Origin of the sequence: Edaphocola flava, assembly GCF_004118155.1 — a bacterium.
Lineage (GTDB): Bacteria > Bacteroidota > Bacteroidia > Chitinophagales > Chitinophagaceae > Edaphocola > Edaphocola flava.
In genome coordinates, this window is sequence record NZ_SAIQ01000002.1 from 242,904 (window position 1) to 263,353 (window position 20,450).

Below are 20,450 nucleotides of genomic sequence, written 5' to 3' on the forward strand. Positions count from 1 at the left end.
ATTTATTGGTGAAAACTAAAACCAATGAATACCGAAACCTATTCCCTGTTACAATTGGGTATGATAGAAGGTATAGGGGATGCCTATGCCACCCAATTATTAAATCATTTCCTCAACGCGCAAGCAATTTTTGGTGCATCCTTTAAGGAGCTTAGTACACTACTCGGTACAACCAAGGCTCGTAATATTCTCTCCTGTTCTGAAAATGATGCCAGTATTGAAAATGAACTGGACTTTATGCTCAGAAATGAAATTATTCCGATTTCGATTTTGGATGAGCGCTATCCACAAAAGTTGCGTAGTATTCCAGATGCCCCCTATTTGATATTTTTTAAAGGAAATGAAGCCGCGCTGAACAGTCAACGGCAACTCGCCATAGTCGGATCGCGGATGCTGACCGCGTATGGAAAAGAATGGACACAATACATAGTTGATGCACTTAAACCATATAATGTAACCATTGTTAGTGGAATGGCTTATGGAATAGATAGTGTGGCTCATAATCAGGCACTGAAAAACGAGATGCCAACTATAGGTGTACTCGCTCATGGTTTAGATCGCATTTATCCTAATGTACATGAGCGTATGGCTTCTGAAATGATTGAGAAGGGAGGACTGATCACTGAGTTTAAGTCACAAACAATTCCGGAACGCCAGCATTTTCCTATGCGTAATCGTATTGTTGCCGGTATGACAGATGCGACGATTGTTGTAGAAACTGATGTAAAAGGTGGTGCTATGATCACTGCTAAACTTGCGGTGGGATATAACAGAGATGTGATGGCTATCCCAGGCAGGGCCCAGGATGCACGATCTTCAGGGTGCAATTACCTGATTAAAACACAAATGGCTCACCTGGTAACAGAACTGGAAGATGTATTGCAGTTAATGAACTGGAATGATGAGCATATTACTTCAGCCAGGAGTATACAGCAACGATTATTTAATCATTGTAATGAGACGGAGCATAAAATAATCGACTTGATTGGATACAAGAATACAATGCATATTGATGAACTGCAATTAAAAAGCGGAATAGATGATAGCCAGCTGGCTAATTTATTACTTCAGTTGGAATTTCAGGATATCGTAACCGTCTTGCCAGGAAAACGCTACAAACTAAACTGTGCATAGTTCTTATGGAAGATACATCTAAGGCGAAAAGTATATCCATTAAAGATTGGAAAAATGATGATAAGCCCAGGGAAAAACTGATCTCAAAAGGTGCAGCGGCTTTATCTGATGCAGAATTGATTGCCATACTATTAGGAAGTGGGCATCAGGCATTTTCTGCTGTAGATCTTGCTCGTGCGATTCTGAGAAAGGCAGAGGATAATTTACACTTACTTGGAAAATTGCAGGTTAAACAATTAGAAGAATTCAAAGGTATTGGACCAGCGAAGGCTGTAACCCTAGTTGCAGCCCTGGAATTAGGCAAAAGGAGGCAATATAATGATGTATTGGCACGAAAAATTATTCAATCCAGTAGTGAGGCTGCAGTGTTTTTAGTGCCCTTACTTAAAGACCTGGAGCAGGAAAAAATGTTTGTGTTATACCTCAATCATGCCAACTCGATTGTTTGCCAGGAATTTCTCAGTTCAGGTGGCCTGACATCGACTATTGTTGATATAAGGATTATTATGCGTAATGCGCTGCAACACCTGGCTACCAAGATAATTATTGCGCATAACCATCCTTCAGGTAATCTGAAACCATCTGTTTCTGATAAGAATACCACTCAGAAAGTCAAAGCTGCCTGTCAGTTATTTGATATCCAATTGATTGATCATTTGATTATATCTGATCAGGGGTATTTTAGTTTTGCCGATCAGGGATTATTATAAGTTGTGGATTTTCGGGGGATAACTTTTATGCCTAAAACTAAGAATAAATTTTACTATGCTGTATTTTGCATAAAGTCTTGGTATTATGCTAAAGGTTGGAATAGTTGGAAATAAGGAAAACGTTTTGTCCCGTATTAAACAATGGGGGATGGTTGGCTGTGTGCAAGTGGTTGGATATCATCTTGCTATTAATCATAGCTCTGATACTATTCCTGGTTTCTACAACTTTATTGAATTTTCCAAGCTTGCCCAGGCTGTTGATATAATTGATATTGTTTCTGAAGAAGCTCAGCAAATTGAGCACATTTATGAGGCTATTCATTTTCAGAAGCATTTGTTCCTGCACAATCCTTTTGTTTTAGATGCACCTTCTCTGCAGCATATAGCAAAGCTTATTCAGGAGGCAAAGATTAAATGTCAGGTTGGATTATACCTGAGATTCTTAAAAGAATTGCAACCTGATTTGCACTCAGCTCCATTGAAATTTATTGATATCAAATGTGCCTATCAGGCGGGAGATCTGATGCTGGAGTGGCAGAAACTGGTCAATAATCACATTGATATAGTATTGAAATTACTTAAATCACATGTGCGCAAAATATTTGCAAACAGCGTTGCTGTAGAAGATAATATCAAGGACCTGGTAAATATCCGTATGCAATTTGATAATGGAGCAATCGGAGATATATTATTTAACAGTAGTGCAATACGATTGGAGCATATTTTGTCGTTATATGGTATAGGCTATGTTTCTGAAATAGAAGTTATACAGGATAAACATCATTATATCCCGGAAGAAGCAGTAAATGCGGCATTAAATTCATTTATTTCTGATATTCAGCAGGATAACGTTACGAAAGTGACTATATTTGATGCCATAAATTCTGTAGAGCTGGCCTCAGAAATTGTAAAACAAATAGAATCTTAAGATTGGATCTCAATAAGAAAAGAATAACTGCATTGAGGGTGTTAGTGGTATTAGATTATTTTACCGCTGTATTGGCGTGGATAGTCTTCTGGTTTCACAGACATAGAATATTAAAAAAAGATTTCCCTGATATTTATTACAGTGATATATTCTCTCCAAGAGATTATTTACTCACTATCCTTATTATACCCGTCTTTTGGCTTATTATATATTGGCTTTCCGGTACTTACTTTGATGTCTTTAAGAAATCAAGGCTGCAGGAGATGTTTCGTAGTGTAATTAGCGCCTTTATTGGAGTTACCCTTATCGGGCTGTATATATTTGCAGATGATACAGGTAGTTTTAAATACTTTTTTGAAATAACGGCATGGTATTTCCTTGTACACTTATTGGTATTATTGTTTGTACGCACCTATTATTTTGGCCGTACCAAACAACAATTGGTTGATCAGAAGGTTTGGGTAAATACCATCATAATAGGTAGTAATGGAAAGGCTAACTCAGTATACCGCCAGCTTATTGATAATCCCAAGATTATAGGGCACAAAATCGTAGGCCTGGTGAGTGCTGATGGACATGAGTTAAATGATGAAAAGATTATTCCTAACCTACCTTACCTGGGCGTCATAAATGATATTGAACGTATTATTGATGAGCATAAGGTGGAAGAAGCAGTCGTTGCATTAGAAGCCTCGGAGCGCAGATTAATTGAAAACATCCTGGTAAAACTGAGTTATAGACCTATAGAAGTAAAGGTAATGCCGGAGCTGTATGATATTATTTCTGGTTCTGTACGTACGTCTAACGTTTTTGATAATGTTATGCTCAGTATATCGCCTGAGCTGATTCCCAACTGGCAGAAAGTACTCAAAAGAACGATTGATGTAATTGCTGCAGTTTTTGCCATTTTCATTCTGAGCCCGCTGTATATGCTTAATATTATTATGGTACGTCGTTCCTCACAAGGACCGATATTGTATAAGCAGGAGCGTATCGGACTTAATGGAGCTCCATTTTATATCCTTAAGTTCCGTTCCATGTATACCGATTCAGAGGTGAACGGACCTGCACTATCCAGTGATAATGATAAACGTATTACTCCCTGGGGTAAGATTATGCGCAAATGGCGTTTTGATGAATTACCTCAGTTCTTTAATGTATTGAAAGGAGACATGTCGCTGGTAGGACCAAGACCAGAACGAAAGCATTTTATTGATATCATTACCCAGACTCATCCGCACTATCGTTTTCTGCATCGTGTGAAACCTGGTATTACCTCCTGGGGCATGGTGAAATTTGGTTATGCTGAGAATGTGAGCCAGATGATTGAGCGCATGAAATATGACCTGCTTTATGTAGAGAACTGCTCTTTGATGCTGGATTTTAAGATTATGATTTTTACCCTTATTGTACTGTTTCAGGGTAGGGGAAAATAGAAAGGGCTTTTGCAAAAGACAATTGCATAAATGCTAAAATGAATTTTGCTATAAATATAATAGGGACACGATCATGATCGTGTCCCTATTATATTTATAGCCGGTTCAAGAAAACATTTCTTATTGTATTGCAGTAGAGAACCGTCCATTCATTTTCATAATGGCTTTGCCGGATTGTAATAAACTTGCAGCAATGCTGTATTCTCCTTCCTCCGCATTTTTGATGCTGATCTGTACCTGAATGTCTTGATCTGCCTCCGGAACCAATAGCTGCAAAAATTTCACCTGTGAGGCCGAATTAAGTTTAAGTGTTGCCGTTAAATGTTGCCCGGTCAACTCCTTAATGATCTGTATCATACATACTCCAGGTACTACCGGTTGCCCCGGAAAGTGCCCTTCGAAGATGCCATGTGCGGGATTAATATTGATAATGGCCTGTATATCCTGTTCTTCAACAGCAAAGGATTTTATAGTATAAAACTTACTCTGTAATAACATCTTCTGTTGTTTGTAAATTATTAGTGTTCAATTGCTGTAACTGGATAGTGAAATTAGCCTTAAGATGATTGATATGAATCGTTTCCGGCAGATTCCCTGTTTTTGTAGGGCTAGTCTTCATAATAGTTACTTTTTTGCGATCATCGGCATTCTCTATGCGATTCAGCAGCTGCTGCTGATCAAAGATATAATAGACAAAACCTTTACTCAAATCAAATTTAAGATAATGATCTTCAGGATATTTTGGTAATACATATACACCACTGCTTTTTTGTGGCAGGTTATAAAAGAGCAGCAACTCAAAATCCTTTTTCAGCGTTTTGATCAGTGGGGCTTTATCCATCTGTGGCATAATATTATGCACAGAGAAATTGCCATTATTGTCCCAGCCAAAATCGAAATAGGTAATACCCATCTGGTTTTGAAATACAACTCTTTTCCCTTCTTCCAGTTGCTTGATAAAAAGCAGCCCGCTCAGATGATAGCGCTTGCCCAAAGGCGTCTTGCCATCTACTACACAGTTGTATAATACCTTATCGAATACTGGTTGGTATGATTTTGACTGGTCCGAAAACATATTTTGGACCACTTCCGGAGCTTTTACAGCCTTCTGGTACTCTCTTACCCTGCAGGATGAAAGCAAGCAGAGCAGACTAACGTACAGAAAATAACGCATCAGAAAGAGCTGTGTTTAATTTCTTATTAGAAAAGACCATTTCGGTATAATCACCATTGTTTTCAGTCATCACAAGCTTACTTACATTATTGTCCGCTTTATTGATATAGACATCAATTTGTTTAAACAGGCTTTTCATAGAAGCATTTACCGGACTCAATTTCAATAAATATTGAGAGGTAGAAGCTAATGCTTTTACCGAAAAATCCTTATTACTGAATACCGTCCCCCGCATACAATCCATCATAACCCGATTTACCGATTGCATGGTAAGGCTATTGCGCGTATTGATTTTAGATACCTTGCCATTCTCTTTAACCGTAATCATTCCGCCACTCATCACCAGCAGGTACTGAAATGGTTGTGTATACTCAATGCGCACTTTATCCTGCTGTTTGAAATAGAATTTGCCTTTGGAACTGACCTTGTCATTCAGCATTTTCATATTCTTGATCTGAGTAAAATCACTGCTGATGGTCTGTGTTTTGGCCGCATTACCTGCCAGTACCTGTTGCACACTGGCCGGATTGGCCACGGGGCTGAACTGTGCATGGCTGATATGTATACTCAAAACTGCTGCAAGCGTTAATAATACTTTGGAAATCTTCATATCTGTGTATAAATGAATTGCAAAAATAAAGGAAATGATACAGGAATAGTTGTTAGATATTTAATAAACGTTCCATCGTATACTTTGATTGAATTGAAGGCACATCGTTTAAGTGCTGGTTGAGGTATTGTGATATTAACATAATGATTATATTAACTTTTAGTTATTGAATTGTTATTATAAATTTGTTAGTACTAAAACGATGTGATATGGAAAGGTTTATAAAACTCAATCTCGAAAATGGAATGACATATGCTTTGAATATTCAGAATATAATGTCTTTCTGGTTGATCAATGCAAACCCGCTTGCGGCTATAAAAACATGCATCATAAACCACCTCGGAGACAGAATTCATGTACGGCAGACACCCGCAATGATTATGCTGATGCTGAACCATATGGCCAGCTTTGAATAAAACTATGTTCTTTGAATGTATCTGAATAATGATTGAACGGTATAATACTATTACCTTTGCCCTTCAAAAAATATTCTTTTATGAAGATCAGCGGATTCACAATAATTCGCAATGCAACAATATATGACTTTCCGATAATCGAGAGTCTCAGTTCGGTATTACCGCTTGTGGATGAGTTTATTGTTGTAATGGGAGACAGTCAGGACAACACTGCAGACCTGGTAAAGTCAATCAATTCTCCCAAGCTAAAGATTATTAATACAGAATGGGATACAAAAACGTTTAATGCAGATGGAAATATCTATGCACAGCAAACGGATCTGGCATTAAAAGCCTGCAGCGGAGACTGGTGCATATATATACAGGCAGATGAAGTACTGCATGAAAATGGCTATGAGGCAATCAGGAATGCCTGTGCGCAGTATCTGAATGATAGCAGGGTAGAGGGTTTTGTGTTTAAGTACGTTCATTTCTACGGTAACTATGACCATTATATAGATGCGCTGCACTTTGCCTATCCGAAAGAAGTGCGGATTGTCCGCAATCTGCCGGAGATACATTCCTGGAAAGATGCACAGTCATTTCGTAGTATAACAGATTTTGACGGAATCAGTTACGGAAAGAAAGAAGGTACACGCAAACTTAATTGCTTACAGATTGATGCATATATGTATCATTATGGATGGAGCAGGGATCCCCGGAAAATAGGAAAGAAAATTGTAGAGCAGAAAACCATGCATGATGGAACAGTAGCCGAACATTTTAAAACGGAGCTATATGAGTATGGTAACCTGAGTTACTTCCCCTTATTTAAAGGCCAGCATCCCAAATTGATGGAATCCCGCATCAAGAATATGGATTGGGGAGATATACTGCAGTATACCGGAGCCCCCACTTCAAATATGAGGAAGAAATTTAAACTGAAATACAGAATAATTAATTTCATAGAAAATAGCATTTTGGGAGGCAGAACCCTGGGAGGGTTTAAAAATTATAAATTAATCGGCAAAGCATAAGCTGTGAAAATAAACGTACGAGGCACTCTAAATGAGTGCCTCGTGTAGTTGTGGGGTATTATCTTCATCTGCCATCAGTAACTGTTTAAGTAAGCAGGGAATTTACATTGAGATTGTGTAGATGAAAACAGTAGGCTGTCTGGAAGGGGACAGCTTTCTTTATTACATTATTATAGTTTGGAATGCATCGAAGCTTTACTTTGACGCTTTTGAAAAGAAGCCTTTTCAAAATTGATCTGAAAAAGAAAAGCCTTCCACTATGTGGAAGGCTTTTTGTGAACCGGATTGGATTCGAACCAATGACCCTCAGCTTAGAAGGCTGATGCTCTATCCAGCTGAGCTACCGGTCCATCCTGTACTAACAAACACTGTGTTAGTGACGGGTTGCAAAAATAAGGATTGTTTATGAAATAAACAAAATGAATTTCTAAATTATTTAATGTCGAAATCGACTACTACACGCTCACTTCTCGGATGCGCCTGGCAGGTAAGGATAAAGTTGTTTGCAATTTCATCAGGCTCCAGACCATAATTCACTTCCATGTCTACCTCACCTTCTATCAGCTTCGCTTTACAGGTACAGCACACACCACCTTTACAGGCATATGGCAAGTCCCCACCATGTTGTAACGCAGCATCCAGTATATTTTCACCACCATATGGCAGATCCATATCAAATGCAGAACCATCGAGGCGTACCGTAACACGGCTCAGTTTGCTTCTGTCGATTTGTTGCTGCTTCGCTTCCCATTCTTTATTAACCGTTTTAGGCTGGTCAGGAGAAGAGAACAATTCAAAATAAACACTGTCTTCAGGCTTCTTCATCTCATTGAGGAAATAATCCTTCAGCGCAATGATCATTGGCTCCGGCCCACAGATGAAAATATCATCAATCGTATTAAAGTTAATAAGCTTATTACTGAAAGATCTCACCTTCTCAACCGTAATCATACCGTTGAACATCTCAGCTTCCTGCAGTTCACGATCAAATACGTGGAACAGGCGCAGACGGTTCATGAAGCGGTTTTTCAGTGCTTCCAGCTCTTCTTTAAAAATAATGGAACTACGATTGTAGTTACCGAATATTAACGTGAAGGTACTTTCCGGCTCGTTATATAATACATCCTTCATGATACTCATGATAGGCGTAATACCACTACCCGCTGCAAAAGCAAGATAGTTTCTGTTTGTTTTATCAGAAGATTTTGGTGTGAATTTTCCAAGCGGCGGCATAGTCGCCAGTGTGTCTCCTACCTTAAGCACATTGTTAGCCCAGGAACTGAATTTCCCTTCCGGCACTACGCGCTTTACGGCTACACGCAGCTCGTTATCACATTTTCCGGAGCAGATAGAGTAAGAGCGTCTTACTTCCTGTCCGTCAATAATAGTCTTGAATGTCAGGTATTGGCCAGGCAGATAGTCAAATGCAGATTGTATAGATTCAGGAACTTCCAGTGCAATGGATACGCAATCCGGGGTTTCCTGGCGGATATCTTTTACGACTAAATCGTGGAATTGTAATGTAGACATAATGGCGCAAATTTAAGCAAAAGCAACTGAATTTTACATATTTTTTACAGAGACAGGATTGGATAGATTTTACAGAACAAAGCAAGCATATTGCAGTTTACTTTGTCGGGAAAAAAATAGTTGCCTGATACACAATATAGATTTTTTTGCCCAGGAGCAGAATTGTCCGGAATAGTGATAAATTGCGACCAAGTAATCAAGATATGTTAGTAAAGCTATTTGGCAGCGCCGTCTATGGCGTATCTGCAATGACCATAACTATAGAAGTCGACACTATTCCCGGCAGCGGGTATTTTATTGTCGGATTGCCGGACAATGCTGTAAAAGAAAGTGTAGATCGCATCCTCTCTGCTTTTAAAAATAATGATTACAAAAGTCCACGTTATAAAATGGTCATCAATATGGCCCCGGCAGATATCAGAAAAGCCGGTTCTGCCTACGATCTTCCGATTGCCATCGGCATGCTGGCCGCTACAGAGCAATTGACTTCCTCTTTGTTAGCTTCATATGTGATCATGGGAGAGTTACAGCTGGATGGTACACTCCGACCGGTTAAAGGGACTTTGCCCATGGCAATACAGGCCCGGCAGGAAGGGTTTAAAGGAATGATCGTACCAGTACAGAATGCCCGTGAAGCAGCCATGGTCAATAACCTGGAAGTGTATGGAGCAAGTACTTTAAAAGAAGTGATTGAGATCCTGGAGCAGCGTTCAACCTTAAAACCAACCGTGGTGGATACCCGAGCGGAATTTGCAAAGGCTCAGGAAGACTTTATCTATGATTTTAATGAAGTCAAAGGGCAGGAGAATATTAAAAGAGCAATGGAGATCGCCGCAGCCGGCGGACATAATGTAATCCTCATAGGTCCTCCCGGTGCGGGAAAGACTATGCTTGCCAGGAGGTTGCCCTCTATTTTGCCCCCAATCACTTTGCATGAAGCACTGGAGACAACCAAGATTCATTCCGTTGCTGGTAAATTACCCGAGCATGCCTCGCTTATAGCCCACAGGCCGTTCAGAAGTCCGCACCATACCATATCAGATGCGGGCCTTATCGGGGGAGGAGGCAATCCGCAACCAGGTGAGATTTCGCTTGCACATAATGGCGTATTATTCCTGGACGAATTGCCGGAGTTCAAACGGTCAGTACTGGAAGTTATGCGGCAACCGATGGAGGAACGTAGGGTAACTATTGCCCGGGCAAAGGTAAGCATCGACTATCCGGCAAGCTTTATGCTGGTGGCCTCTATGAATCCCTGCCCCTGCGGGTATTATAACCATCCTGATAAAGAATGTACCTGTCCACCGCAAATGGTACAGAAATACCTGAATAAAATTTCCGGACCATTACTGGATCGTATAGACCTGCATGTAGAGGTTACGCCGGTGCCTTACGAAGAACTATCTGCAGATCGTATGGCCGTATCCAGCGATACCATCCGGGAACGAGTGATTCGTGCCAGGGAGGTACAGACCGCGAGATTTGAAGGCACTGATGTGTATTGCAATGCGCAGATGAGCAATAAACAGTTGCAGGAATATTGTGTACTGGATATGGTTAGTGCCAATCTCCTGAAAGTGGCTATGAAAAAGTTAAGCCTTTCTGCAAGAGCCTACGATCGTATCCTGAAAGTAGCCCGTACCATCGCCGATCTGGAAGGTACCCAGAACATAAAGGCCGAGCATATTGCAGAAGCCATACAGTTTCGAAGCCTGGACCGGGAACATTGGGCAGGATAAAAAAATAGCCATTGGAACACCAATGGCTATTTTTTATCTTCTGAATTCTAGTTTTATTGTTCAAATACCGATTAACGGTAGTGGCCATAATATCTTGCACGTTGTGCTTCTCTTCTATGATGCATTGCGGCTCTTCTGTGTCTCTCAGCCATACGTCTGTGGTGTATAGCCGCTCTTCTCTGGTGTACCACGACAGGACGTGGATGGTAGCCATGATGGATCACTACACGCGGTGGTGGTGGAGGAGGGGGTAATACACGATGGTGACGATGATGATGTCTGCCTCTGTATTGTGCATTGGCATCAATTGTGCTTAAGCTGAAAATGATCGTTAATAGTGCGATTAATCCTAATACTTTGCCTTTCATAAAATTAAAGTTTAAAATAAGTTAGTAAGCTTTTTCTGGAATATAAGACCCGGTCTGTTTCTAAAGGTTTATTAGCAGAAGTGAAAAAAATCATAAAACCACTGAAATATACATTGGCCGGGCCATGATAAATATTTATTTTTGACAACTCAAAAACAACCGGAATGGAATTTACCCCATTATCATTGGCTGATGTACAGCTGATCACTTTACCCCGCTTTCTGGACAACCGGGGCAGTTTTGTCAAAACATTCCACAATGATTTATTTGAACAGAATGGCATTTCCTTTGAGCTGAAAGAGAGCTACTTCTCCTATTCAGAAAAAGATGTGATCAGGGGTATGCATTTCCAGCTGCCACCGCACCAGCATGCCAAAGTTGTTTTTTGTCCTAAAGGAGCCATACTGGATGTTATTGTTGACCTGCGTAAAGGTTCGGCAACATACGGCCAGTACGAAGCAAGAGTATTGTCCGAAGCCAATCACCAGGCTTTCTATATTCCGGAAGGCTTCGCACACGGATTTAAATCCCTGGAGCAGGATAGCATCACCTATTACCTGGTCTCCTCTGTATATCACCCTCAAAGCGATACCGGTATTCGGTTTGATACCTTAGGTATTGACTGGGACTGCACTCTTCCTATAGTATCAGAGCGTGACCGTTCTTTTGTTGCCTTTAATGAATTTGAAAGCCCATTCTAAATAAATATAAAATAATATTATGCGTATAGCCGTTTTTCCCGGTACATTTGATCCCATTACACTGGGCCATGTGGATGTAATCAAACGCTCCATCCCTTTATTTGATAAAATAGTAATCGGTATCGGGCTTAATTCTACCAAGCAACCCATGTTTTCTGTAGAGCAGCGTGTAAGCTGGATACAGGAGATTTTTAAAGATACCCCCAGTGTATCAGTAGCCCCGTATGAAGGTCTGACCATTGATTTCTGCAAGCAGTTTGATGCTCAGTTTATCCTGAGAGGAATCCGCTATGTAAGCGATTTTGAGTATGAAAAGGGTATTGCAGATATGAACCGTATGCTGAGCAAAAATGTAGAAACCATATTCCTCACCAGCTCTCCAGAGTACTCTACCGTATCCTCTACGCTGGTGCGCGATGTGATCCGACACCACGGAGATGTATCGCAGTTTTTACCCCCTGAAGTGCGTTGGGACAAATAAGAATTTAGCACTTTATTGATGTTATTTTAATTACCTTTGCACTTCGCAAAGAAAAAAATAAGTTTTATGATAACAAACGTTTTGTTACAAGCACAACAACCGGGTGGCGCATTTATGCCGATTTTCATGATCGGTATGATTGTAGTGATGTACTTCTTCATGATCCGCCCTCAACAAAAGAAAGCCAAAGAGCAAAAATTATTTGCTGAAAAATTAGTGGCAGGTGAAAAAGTAGTAATGACTTCCGGTATTCACGGTCGCATTGTCCGCACTAATGATGATGGTACTTTAACGATCGAAATCGACAGAAATACCAATATTACAGTAGAACGCCAGGCAGTATCAATGGAAATGACCAATGCATACCTGAAGAAAACTGGTGCAGATACTACTGCTAAAGTTGTTTCTTAATTAATTCGAAAACAATTTCAGACGCCGGAATCCATAGGGATTCCGGCGTCTTTGTTTGGCGGAAATAAGTAACTTTACCTTATGCTTAAAATAGGAATAACCGGGGGCATCGGCTCCGGGAAAAGTATAGTGGCACGCATCTTTCAGACATTAGGTATACCTGTGCTGGATGCGGATGCTTTTGCAAAGCAACTTATGGCAGAGAATGATAAAGTACGACTGGACCTGATCGAAGCTTTCGGAGAAGAAGTCTTTGATGCTGGTCAGTTAAACCGGGCCTTTCTTTCCCAACTGGTATTTAATGATCCTGCGCACCTGAACCGGCTTAACGGTATCGTGCATCCAGCGGTTAAACAATTTGGAACTGCATGGATGGAGCAGCAACATGCCCCATATGTACTCAAAGAAGCTGCCCTGTTTTTTGAAAGTGGCAGCTATACAGATATGGATTATATGATCGGAGTGTTCAGCCCCTTAGAGCAGCGTATAGAGCGGGCCATGAAGCGCGATGGAGCTACACGTGATGCCATACTGAAGCGTATCGACAAGCAGATGAATGAGGAAGAAAAAATGAGCCGCTGTGATTTTGTAATATACAATGACGGCAGTCATTCTTTAATCGAACAAGTCTTACATTTGCACCATCAATTTTTAGAACAAACAAAATAAGATATTATAGCTATGGCTTTATCATCAGACAGCAATACACTGCTGGATCTATCCGAGATTATGCACCTGAGAAACGGTAAGGTAGGTATCGTATATACCGAATGGAACGATGCAATCATTAATGAGCAGATTGCCGGGGCAAAGCGCATTGCCGAGCAGACGGGAAATACTATTTCTAACCTGGTGAAAGTGCCGGGCTGTTTCGAGATACCTTATGCCTGTAAAGCATTGTATGAGCAAACGATCAATGATGCTGACGGACCTAATGCGATTATTGCATTCGGAGCGGTGATCCGCGGCGGTACGCCACATTTTGACTATGTGTGCAAAGCCGTAACAGAAGGTATTCTGCAGCTGAACCTTAGCCTGCCGATCCCGGTTATTTTCGGTGTATTAACGCTGGATAATGATGCTCAGGCCTGGGAACGCTTAGGCGGAGTGCATGGTCATAAAGGTGAGGAAGCGATGATCGCGGCATTAAAAATGATTCACATGAAGAATGAGCTGGAGGACTGATCCAGCCTTAAATAGCATCAAAAAAGACCAGCAATTTGCTGGTCTTTTTTGATGTGGTGATTTGTAAATTTTTTGTTAAGCAGGATTACCTTTTCTCGTTTTGGAGCATAAAAAGCATAACCAAGAAATCTGATATGAAAACGATTAAAGTACTGCTGGCCCTGACTATAGCCGGCTCCTGTCTTGCTTCCTGCCGACGTGCTCCTTCTATGGAAAACGAAACCGGAGCACAATCCGAAGTGGCGGCGAATGCTACTTCCGAACCTTCTGTGACATCAGACGGAATTAATAATGATGAGCGCAAAATGGCCAAAAAGGCCGATGTCCGTTCCCGCGTAAAAGATGTGCTGGCTGCTACCACACAACTGGAGCGTGTGACCAAAGAAGTAGGGGGCATAGTGATGAACTCTAAACTGGAAAACAGGGAAGAGGGTACATACACGCAAGCCTTTACAAACGACTCCCTGAAAGAAATACAGACTTACGTACCCACATCTACACTGACCCTGAAAGTACCTGTGCAATACCTGGACACCTTTATGAATGTGCTGGTTGCCCAGTCTGAGTTTATCAACAGCCGCAACCTTTCACTGGAAGACTTTACGTTGCAGTATGTCGGCAATAAATTAAAACAGGATGCTTCTAAAGCAAATAATCTCGCTCCTAAAAATGTCGATAATGTTGACTATATAGATGCAAAAACGGAACAGAATATAAACCGTAAACTGGAGAACCTCAGTATTAATGACCAGGTGCGCTATGCAACACTTACCGTTGACCTGTACCAGCCTAAAAAGGTAACAATAACCCTCATTCCGAATATTGATAATATGGTAAAACCACACTTCGGAGATCAGCTGAAGGGCGCAATGCAGAATGGCTGGTGGCTGATCAAACAGCTGCTGATTGGTATCGCTAACCTGTGGGTCTTTATACTGATCGGTGGAGTAGTATTAGTTGTTGTGAGAAAATACAGAACCGTAAAACCTGCTGTTAAATCTTAAATATATCTGATCATGAAAAATATAATGAAATACCTGGCTATCGTTGCAGGATTGAATATTGTAGCTGCTTCCTGTGTATATGACCCGCCTAAAAGTAAAAATACCCTGTTGGGCGATTGGAAAGTAACTGACCTGAAAACTACAGACAGCAGTGCAGATATGGGTTTGCTGGTAATGGCCCTGGTAGGCGCTTTTCCGGATAGTATGCGCTTTGAACAGGATAGCCTTAAAATGATCCTGCACAGCAAAGACAGTATCACTACAGAGGCGATGAAATATACCCGTAAACAGGACTCTTTATGGATTTTTAATGCAGATGACAAGGCCGAGCCTGTAGTCATACAAAAGCGGGGAGATACCGTATTGCTCGCTGGGAATGGATATACCTATTACCTGGTACGTTAAGCAAAAAAGGCTCGCAATCTGCGAGCCTTTTTTATGATGAAAACCGGATTGAATTAAGCCAGTTTTGCTTTCAGGTTTTGATCCAGAGCATCCAGGAATTCTTCAGTGTACAGGTAGTGCTCACCGTGATTCACTTTGTTGCCATAGATACATACAGCCAGATCTTTAGTCATTTTGCCGCTTTCTACAGTTTCGATACAAACCGCTTCCAGTGCATGACAGAAGTTGATCAGCTCCTGGTTGTTATCCAGTTTACCTCTGAATTCCAGACCTCTGGTCCAAGCGAAGATAGATGCGATCGGGTTAGTAGACGTCGGGTTACCTTTCTGGTGCTCACGATAGTGACGTGTTACAGTACCGTGTGCCGCTTCAGCTTCCATGGTTTTTCCATCAGGAGTAACCAGTGTGGAAGTCATCAGACCCAGAGAACCGAAACCTTGAGCTACGGTATCAGACTGAACGTCACCGTCGTAGTTTTTACAAGCCCAAACAAAGTTACCGTTCCATTTCAGTGCAGAAGCAACCATGTCATCGATCAGGCGATGCTCATAAGTAATACCAGCAGCTTCAAACTGAGTTTTGAATTCATTTTGATAAATCTCTTCAAAGATATCTTTGAAACGACCATCATATTTTTTAAGGATTGTATTTTTAGTAGACAGGTACAGAGGCCATTTTTTGCTTAATGCCTGGTTGAAGCAAGAACGGGCAAAACCCATGATACTTTCGTCAGTGTTGTACATAGTCAGTGCTACGCCATCACCTTTGAAATTGTATACTTCATATTCCTGAACAGTACCATCTTCACCTTCAAATTTAACTGTCAGTTTACCCTTACCTTTAGTTACGAAATCAGTAGCGCGGTACTGATCGCCGAATGCGTGACGACCGATACAGATCGGAGCAGTCCAGTTCGGAACCAGGCGCGGAACGTTTTCACAAACGATAGGCTCACGGAATACAGTACCATCAAGGATGTTACGGATCGTTCCGTTAGGAGACTTCCACATTTGCTTCAGGTTAAACTCCTGTACACGTTGTTCATCCGGAGTAATGGTAGCACATTTAATACCTACACCATATTCTTTAATTGCATTAGCCGCATCAACAGTTACCTGGTCATCGGTAGCATCACGATGCTCCATACCCAGGTCATAATATTTAATATCAACTTCCAGGTAAGGTAAAATCAGTTTATCCTTGATGAACTTCCAGATAATCCGGGTCATTTCATCACCGTCTAATTCCACAACCGGGTTGGCTACTTTAATTTTTGAACTCATTTGTTATTGATTTTATTATGTCGGTTTTAAAAAACTATTGGCGAAAATAGTAAAATCAATTGAAAGGTGTGCACCTTGCCCTATAAATGACCATATGTTCACATAAGTCTTATAAAAGATTATTTAGCGCAGCGGAAAGGCTGGGGTAGTTAAACCGGAATCCGGCATGCTGCAACCGTGCCGAAATAACATTGCTACTGGCCAGCAAGAGTTCCGGCTCGGTGCCGATAATACGTGCACCGATATTTATGGCAAACCCGGGTGCTGGCAGGCCTACAGGCATATGTACCGCCTGGCGCATCGTTTTCATAAATACCCTGTTATTGACGGGCTCCGGAGCCGCAAAGTTGATAGGACCTTCAATATCACCCTTATTCGCAAGAAAACGGATGATCTGGTAGTAGTCCTCAATATGAATCCAGCTCACCATCTGCCGGCCGCTCCCCTGGGTGCCACCCAGACCCAGTCTTGCCAGGGTACTTAAGGGCTTCAGCGGGCCACCACCTTTACCCATAACTACTGCCGTGCGCATCGCAATACGTTTGGTATGATACATTTCATGTGCAAATAAGGCCTGCTCCCACTGCTCACTGACCTCAGCCATAAAAGATGTGCCCGGTTCATAATCTGTTTCCGTCATCATCTTCTCTTCTGAATCCTTGTAATAGGCTGCACCACTGGCATTGAACCAGAATTGAGGTGGTTGCTTACACTGGCGTACCAGCTCATTGAGCGTCGCCGTTGTGCGGGTACGACTTTCTAGAATAGCCTTTTTGTTGGCTTCAGTATGCCTGCAGTTGACCGATTTTCCGGCAAGATTTATCAGCAGCCAGCTCTGCTCCAGCGCCTCCAGCAAAGCTTTATGGTCAGACCAGGCGGTATGCCCTTCCGAGGAGTTACGCGATATAATCAATACCTGGTGGCCTTCCGAGGTAAATTTCTTTTTGAGGTAGTGGCCTATAAATCCGGATCCGCCGGCCAGTATAACTTTTGCCATAGTTTATGGGAGATTAGTCATGAAAAATAAAGTTATTCAATGATGTGGATACCCGCAACTATATTGTTTTTATATTAACTATATTTGTTGGCTAAAATTGCAATTATTTAATTTTTATAATGAAAAAAATCACATTAAGCATTGTAGCTATTGCTTGCATGATGCAAGCGGCACAGGCACAGGACAATCTGGTAAAAACAGCTAGCGGTACAAAGATCGACGCGAAAAAGAAAGCGTATAAATTTACAGATGTTATCAATCTGGATCGTACTCCTGTAGAAAACCAGGGTAGTTCAGGTACTTGCTGGAGTTATTCCACAGGTTCTTTCCTGGAATCAGAAATGATCAAAGCAGGTCGCAAGCCGGTACAATTGTCTAAAATCTTCCACGCCAGGAAACAATATGAAGATAAAGCGGAAACCTATGTACGCATGAGCGGTAACATCGGTTGGGGCGATGGTGGTGAAGCGCATGATGTGATACACCTGTATGGTAAATACGGTGCAATGCCTAAAGAGGCGTACTCTGGTTTACAGAACGGTGCTACCCGCAACAATTTCGGTGAAATGCAAGCGGTAATTGAGGGCATCCTGAAAGGTGTGGTAGCCAATAAAAACGGTACAATCTCTCCGGTTTGGAAAAACGTGGTAAACAGTGCCTTAGACGGTTACCTGGGTGCAGTGCCACAAACATTCACTTACGAGGGCAAATCATATACTCCGAAAACCTTCGCAAACGAAGTAGTAGGACTGAACGCTAATGATTATATCGAATTCATCTCTCAGACCAATACCCCGTACTGGGAAAAAGCAATGATGATGGTTCCGGATAACTGGTCTTTCCAGTGGATCAACAACATTCCTATGACAGACATGACTGCTGTGATCGATAACGCACTGAAAAGCGGTTATACGATTGCATGGGGTGCAGATGTATCTGAGCCTTACTTCAGCTGGCCTAATGGTGTAGCATTCGTTCCGGATAGCGCTCAGTTTATGGATGCTAAGCGTATGAAGAAAGAAGATAAAGAAGCTTTGTTCGCTACCGTGAAAAAAGAAATGAACATCACTCCTGAACTGCGTCAGCAAGGGCTGGACAATCAGGCTACAACTGATGACCATGGTATGCACATCGTAGGTATGTCTAAAGACCAGAACGGTAAGGAGTACTATATCGTGAAAAACTCATGGGGTGAGGATAACGATTATAAAGGATTCCTGCACGTATCCAAAGCATACGTACAGTATAAAACCACAAGCATCCTGCTGAATAAAAAAGGTGTACCTGCATCAATTATGCAAAAAGTACAACCTTAATCAGGTTTTGATAAATTGCTTAAAGCGCGGGGTATATTCCCCGCGCTTTTTTATGCAGTATCTACCGTAAATTTGTAGTAAAAAGGAGGGGCAGATGTTTATCTATACTGCAGCACAAATGAAGAGAGTAGATGAGCATACAGTACAGGTGCAGCAAATCAGTTCCTGGGAATTGATGGAACGGGCCGCACAGGCTGTAGTTAAAAAATTGCTGTTGCGCTTTTCTGAGGAGAAGCCCTTTGTACTCATCTGCGGCAAAGGCAATAACGGTGGAGATGGCCTGGCCATAGCCCGGATATTGTACAAAGCCCAACGTAAAGTATTGGTCTACCTGCTGGAAGACAACAAGTACTCCAAAGATAATTTTCATAACCAGAAGCTGCTCAGCGACCTGGCCATACCCATTCATTTCTTTCGCAAGCAGGATCGCTGGCGCATACCAGATGCTGCCATCCTTATTGATTGTCTCTTTGGCTACGGCTTGCAGCATACACTGGATGCTGACTGGCAACCATTGATCGATATGATCAATACTGCAGCAACTGTAGTCTCTGTAGACCTGCCATCTGGCTTGTTGCCCGATGAGCATACGCCGGAGGCTGCCCCGGTCGTACATGCAGATTATACCTATACATTCCATGCACCTAAAATAGCATTACTGTTTCCCGAAAACCAGGAGCGGGTAGGTGCAATGAAAGTTGTCGATATACAACTTGCTGATGATGTAGTGAATCGCGAAGAATTACCGTACGAGTATATCAGTCCTGCTATGCTGCAACGACACTGGAAATCCAGGGAGCACTTCAGCCATAAAGGGACGTACGGGCATGTGCTGGTTGCGGGGGGAAGCTACGGTAAAATAGGCTCCATTGTATTGAGCAGCAAAGCTGCGCTGCGTGCGGGTTGCGGACTGGTTACTGCCTATACACCGCAATGCGGTTATGCCATTTTGCAGACGGCCTTTCCTGAAGCTATGGTGCTTACCGATCCTGCGCTGGATTGCATTACCGATCTGCCCCGGGCCAAAAAGTATGCGGCCATTGCCATAGGTATGGGCATAGGACAGGAGCATGAAACAGTAGCTGCACTGGCTAAATGGCTGCGAGATGAATATGCGGTAATGCCGCCACTGGTTATTGATGCCGATGGATTGAACATCCTCTCTATGCATCCGGAGCTACTTCGTTCTGTACCGGCTTACAGTATCCTTACCCCGCATCCCAAAGAGCTGGAGCGGCTGATCGGCAGCTGGGACAATGACTTTGATAAATGGTATCGTACCCGGATGTTTGCCCAGCAATATAAACTGATCGTGATGATTAAGGGCGCACATACAGCAATTGTACTGCCTGATGGCCGTACATACTTCAACAGTAGTGGCAATCCTGGTATGGCTACTGCTGGCAGCGGAGATGTGCTTTCAGGCATTATTGCTGGTTTACTGGCCCAGGAGTACAGCCCGGAAGTGGCTGCCATAATGGGCGTATGGGTACATGGACGTGCCGGAGACCTGGCTCGCCGCGATCTGGGTATGGAAAGCCTTATTGCCGGCGATCTGATCGCTTATCTGCCCAAAGCCTTGATGGAGTTGCATCCCAAAGGATAG

At 42.1% G+C, this 20,450-nt stretch carries 23 protein-coding genes and 1 tRNA gene; 16 read left to right on the top strand and 8 right to left on the bottom strand.

Features of this window, described 5'->3' with window-relative positions; translation table 11 throughout:
• Positions 1–24: 24 nt before the first annotated feature.
• The 4 genes from dprA to EMP01_RS07310 all read left to right on the top strand — a co-directional run bounded on the left by dprA (position 25) and on the right by EMP01_RS07310 (position 4,208).
• Positions 25–1,134 carry a DNA-processing protein DprA gene (dprA, locus tag EMP01_RS07295; RefSeq protein ID WP_129020852.1) on the top strand — a complete coding sequence of 370 codons (1,110 nt, stop codon included), beginning with the start codon at positions 25–27 and terminating at the stop codon, positions 1,132–1,134.
• A gap of 5 nt (positions 1,135–1,139) precedes the next feature.
• Positions 1,140–1,844, top strand: a complete 705-nt coding sequence (gene radC, locus EMP01_RS07300) for a RadC family protein (RefSeq protein ID WP_129020853.1) — start codon at positions 1,140–1,142, stop codon at positions 1,842–1,844.
• An 85-nt stretch (positions 1,845–1,929) separates the two neighbouring features.
• Positions 1,930–2,772: a Gfo/Idh/MocA family oxidoreductase gene (locus tag EMP01_RS07305; RefSeq protein WP_129020854.1), complete on the top strand. Its 843-nt coding sequence runs from the start codon at positions 1,930–1,932 to the stop codon at positions 2,770–2,772.
• Between the two features lie 44 nt (positions 2,773–2,816).
• The gene (locus EMP01_RS07310) at positions 2,817–4,208 is read left to right on the top strand and encodes a sugar transferase (RefSeq protein ID WP_237559509.1); all 1,392 of its coding nucleotides are present in this window, start codon (positions 2,817–2,819) and stop codon (positions 4,206–4,208) included.
• A 120-nt stretch (positions 4,209–4,328) separates the two neighbouring features.
• Here EMP01_RS07310 and EMP01_RS07315 read toward each other — a convergent pair whose 3' ends face one another.
• From EMP01_RS07315 to EMP01_RS07325, 3 genes are read right to left on the bottom strand one after another with little or no spacing between them, the layout of a single operon-like run.
• A complete protein-coding gene (locus tag EMP01_RS07315; RefSeq protein ID WP_129020856.1) occupies positions 4,329–4,706 on the bottom strand; it encodes a hotdog family protein in 378 nt (125 codons plus the stop codon).
• Positions 4,690–5,382 carry a hypothetical protein gene (locus tag EMP01_RS07320; RefSeq protein ID WP_129020857.1) on the bottom strand — a complete coding sequence of 231 codons (693 nt, stop codon included), beginning with the start codon at positions 5,380–5,382 and terminating at the stop codon, positions 4,690–4,692. Before EMP01_RS07320 ends, EMP01_RS07315 begins: the two co-directional genes overlap by 17 nt.
• The gene (locus tag EMP01_RS07325; protein WP_129020858.1) at positions 5,360–5,992 is read right to left on the bottom strand and encodes a LolA family protein; all 633 of its coding nucleotides are present in this window, start codon (positions 5,990–5,992) and stop codon (positions 5,360–5,362) included. Before EMP01_RS07325 ends, EMP01_RS07320 begins: the two co-directional genes overlap by 23 nt.
• A 209-nt stretch (positions 5,993–6,201) precedes the next feature.
• On the opposite strand from EMP01_RS07325, the gene EMP01_RS07330 reads away from it, so the two are divergent.
• Together EMP01_RS07330 and EMP01_RS07335 are read left to right on the top strand one after the other, a co-directional pair.
• On the top strand, positions 6,202–6,408 hold the full coding sequence (locus EMP01_RS07330) for a hypothetical protein (RefSeq protein WP_129020859.1): 207 nt from the start codon (positions 6,202–6,204) through the stop codon (positions 6,406–6,408).
• 80 nt (positions 6,409–6,488) lie between these two features.
• Positions 6,489–7,424, top strand: a complete 936-nt coding sequence (locus EMP01_RS07335; protein ID WP_129020860.1) for a glycosyltransferase family 2 protein — start codon at positions 6,489–6,491, stop codon at positions 7,422–7,424.
• A gap of 276 nt (positions 7,425–7,700) precedes the next feature.
• Here the strand turns inward: EMP01_RS07335 and EMP01_RS07340 are convergent.
• Positions 7,701–7,774 (bottom strand) — tRNA-Arg (locus EMP01_RS07340).
• 82 nt (positions 7,775–7,856) lie between these two features.
• Positions 7,857–8,954 carry a 2Fe-2S iron-sulfur cluster-binding protein gene (locus tag EMP01_RS07345; protein ID WP_129020861.1) on the bottom strand — a complete coding sequence of 366 codons (1,098 nt, stop codon included), beginning with the start codon at positions 8,952–8,954 and terminating at the stop codon, positions 7,857–7,859.
• Between the two features lie 203 nt (positions 8,955–9,157).
• On the opposite strand from EMP01_RS07345, the gene EMP01_RS07350 reads away from it, so the two are divergent.
• The gene (locus EMP01_RS07350) at positions 9,158–10,693 is read left to right on the top strand and encodes a YifB family Mg chelatase-like AAA ATPase (RefSeq protein WP_129020862.1); all 1,536 of its coding nucleotides are present in this window, start codon (positions 9,158–9,160) and stop codon (positions 10,691–10,693) included.
• Between the two features lie 71 nt (positions 10,694–10,764).
• Here EMP01_RS07350 and EMP01_RS07355 read toward each other — a convergent pair whose 3' ends face one another.
• Positions 10,765–11,061 carry a hypothetical protein gene (locus EMP01_RS07355; protein WP_129020863.1) on the bottom strand — a complete coding sequence of 99 codons (297 nt, stop codon included), beginning with the start codon at positions 11,059–11,061 and terminating at the stop codon, positions 10,765–10,767.
• A gap of 164 nt (positions 11,062–11,225) precedes the next feature.
• Between EMP01_RS07355 and rfbC the strand changes: the two genes are divergently transcribed.
• From rfbC to EMP01_RS07390, 7 genes are all read left to right on the top strand, one after another.
• On the top strand, positions 11,226–11,762 hold the full coding sequence (gene rfbC, locus EMP01_RS07360; protein WP_129020864.1) for a dTDP-4-dehydrorhamnose 3,5-epimerase: 537 nt from the start codon (positions 11,226–11,228) through the stop codon (positions 11,760–11,762).
• A gap of 19 nt (positions 11,763–11,781) precedes the next feature.
• The gene (gene coaD / locus EMP01_RS07365) at positions 11,782–12,243 is read left to right on the top strand and encodes a pantetheine-phosphate adenylyltransferase (RefSeq protein WP_129020865.1); all 462 of its coding nucleotides are present in this window, start codon (positions 11,782–11,784) and stop codon (positions 12,241–12,243) included.
• Positions 12,244–12,309: 66 nt separating this feature from the next.
• Positions 12,310–12,654: a preprotein translocase subunit YajC gene (gene yajC, locus EMP01_RS07370; RefSeq protein ID WP_129020866.1), complete on the top strand. Its 345-nt coding sequence runs from the start codon at positions 12,310–12,312 to the stop codon at positions 12,652–12,654.
• Between the two features lie 81 nt (positions 12,655–12,735).
• Entirely contained in the window at positions 12,736–13,323 is a 588-nt protein-coding gene (coaE, locus tag EMP01_RS07375; protein ID WP_129020867.1) for a dephospho-CoA kinase, read from the top strand.
• Between the two features lie 12 nt (positions 13,324–13,335).
• Complete coding sequence (gene ribH, locus EMP01_RS07380) at positions 13,336–13,839, top strand: 6,7-dimethyl-8-ribityllumazine synthase (RefSeq protein ID WP_129020868.1); 504 nt, start codon at positions 13,336–13,338, stop codon at positions 13,837–13,839.
• Positions 13,840–13,973: 134 nt separating this feature from the next.
• The gene (locus EMP01_RS07385) at positions 13,974–14,843 is read left to right on the top strand and encodes a DUF4349 domain-containing protein (RefSeq protein ID WP_129020869.1); all 870 of its coding nucleotides are present in this window, start codon (positions 13,974–13,976) and stop codon (positions 14,841–14,843) included.
• Between the two features lie 12 nt (positions 14,844–14,855).
• Complete coding sequence (locus EMP01_RS07390; protein WP_129020870.1) at positions 14,856–15,248, top strand: hypothetical protein; 393 nt, start codon at positions 14,856–14,858, stop codon at positions 15,246–15,248.
• Between the two features lie 53 nt (positions 15,249–15,301).
• Here the strand turns inward: EMP01_RS07390 and EMP01_RS07395 are convergent, their stop codons facing one another.
• Together EMP01_RS07395 and EMP01_RS07400 are read right to left on the bottom strand one after the other, a co-directional pair.
• Complete coding sequence (locus EMP01_RS07395) at positions 15,302–16,531, bottom strand: NADP-dependent isocitrate dehydrogenase (protein ID WP_129020871.1); 1,230 nt, start codon at positions 16,529–16,531, stop codon at positions 15,302–15,304.
• Between the two features lie 109 nt (positions 16,532–16,640).
• Complete coding sequence (locus EMP01_RS07400) at positions 16,641–17,528, bottom strand: TIGR01777 family oxidoreductase (protein ID WP_129020872.1); 888 nt, start codon at positions 17,526–17,528, stop codon at positions 16,641–16,643.
• 119 nt (positions 17,529–17,647) lie between these two features.
• Between EMP01_RS07400 and EMP01_RS07405 the strand changes: the two genes are divergently transcribed.
• Positions 17,648–18,844: a C1 family peptidase gene (locus EMP01_RS07405; protein WP_129020873.1), complete on the top strand. Its 1,197-nt coding sequence runs from the start codon at positions 17,648–17,650 to the stop codon at positions 18,842–18,844.
• Positions 18,845–18,938: 94 nt separating this feature from the next.
• Positions 18,939–20,450 carry an NAD(P)H-hydrate dehydratase gene (locus tag EMP01_RS07410; protein ID WP_129020874.1) on the top strand — a complete coding sequence of 504 codons (1,512 nt, stop codon included), beginning with the start codon at positions 18,939–18,941 and terminating at the stop codon, positions 20,448–20,450.

Bases quoted from the DNA above. Each gene is read 5' to 3' on its own strand.
- EMP01_RS07395 (WP_129020871.1), bottom strand. From the start codon at position 16,531: ATGAGTTCAAAAATTAAAGTAGCCAACCCGGTTGTGGAATTAGACGGT.
- EMP01_RS07325 (WP_129020858.1), bottom strand. From the start codon at position 5,992: ATGAAGATTTCCAAAGTATTATTAACGCTTGCAGCAGTTTTGAGTATA.
- radC (WP_129020853.1), top strand. From the start codon at position 1,140: ATGGAAGATACATCTAAGGCGAAAAGTATATCCATTAAAGATTGGAAA.
- yajC (WP_129020866.1), top strand. From the start codon at position 12,310: ATGATAACAAACGTTTTGTTACAAGCACAACAACCGGGTGGCGCATTT.
- EMP01_RS07320 (WP_129020857.1), bottom strand. From the start codon at position 5,382: ATGCGTTATTTTCTGTACGTTAGTCTGCTCTGCTTGCTTTCATCCTGC.
- EMP01_RS07385 (WP_129020869.1), top strand. From the start codon at position 13,974: ATGAAAACGATTAAAGTACTGCTGGCCCTGACTATAGCCGGCTCCTGT.
- EMP01_RS07390 (WP_129020870.1), top strand. From the start codon at position 14,856: ATGAAAAATATAATGAAATACCTGGCTATCGTTGCAGGATTGAATATT.
- EMP01_RS07330 (WP_129020859.1), top strand. From the start codon at position 6,202: ATGGAAAGGTTTATAAAACTCAATCTCGAAAATGGAATGACATATGCT.
- EMP01_RS07345 (WP_129020861.1), bottom strand. From the start codon at position 8,954: ATGTCTACATTACAATTCCACGATTTAGTCGTAAAAGATATCCGCCAG.
- dprA (WP_129020852.1), top strand. From the start codon at position 25: ATGAATACCGAAACCTATTCCCTGTTACAATTGGGTATGATAGAAGGT.
- EMP01_RS07350 (WP_129020862.1), top strand. From the start codon at position 9,158: ATGTTAGTAAAGCTATTTGGCAGCGCCGTCTATGGCGTATCTGCAATG.
- EMP01_RS07315 (WP_129020856.1), bottom strand. From the start codon at position 4,706: ATGTTATTACAGAGTAAGTTTTATACTATAAAATCCTTTGCTGTTGAA.
- EMP01_RS07400 (WP_129020872.1), bottom strand. From the start codon at position 17,528: ATGGCAAAAGTTATACTGGCCGGCGGATCCGGATTTATAGGCCACTAC.
- EMP01_RS07355 (WP_129020863.1), bottom strand. From the start codon at position 11,061: ATGAAAGGCAAAGTATTAGGATTAATCGCACTATTAACGATCATTTTC.
- coaD (WP_129020865.1), top strand. From the start codon at position 11,782: ATGCGTATAGCCGTTTTTCCCGGTACATTTGATCCCATTACACTGGGC.
- EMP01_RS07405 (WP_129020873.1), top strand. From the start codon at position 17,648: ATGAAAAAAATCACATTAAGCATTGTAGCTATTGCTTGCATGATGCAA.
- EMP01_RS07305 (WP_129020854.1), top strand. From the start codon at position 1,930: ATGCTAAAGGTTGGAATAGTTGGAAATAAGGAAAACGTTTTGTCCCGT.
- rfbC (WP_129020864.1), top strand. From the start codon at position 11,226: ATGGAATTTACCCCATTATCATTGGCTGATGTACAGCTGATCACTTTA.
- EMP01_RS07410 (WP_129020874.1), top strand. From the start codon at position 18,939: ATGTTTATCTATACTGCAGCACAAATGAAGAGAGTAGATGAGCATACA.
- ribH (WP_129020868.1), top strand. From the start codon at position 13,336: ATGGCTTTATCATCAGACAGCAATACACTGCTGGATCTATCCGAGATT.
- EMP01_RS07335 (WP_129020860.1), top strand. From the start codon at position 6,489: ATGAAGATCAGCGGATTCACAATAATTCGCAATGCAACAATATATGAC.
- coaE (WP_129020867.1), top strand. From the start codon at position 12,736: ATGCTTAAAATAGGAATAACCGGGGGCATCGGCTCCGGGAAAAGTATA.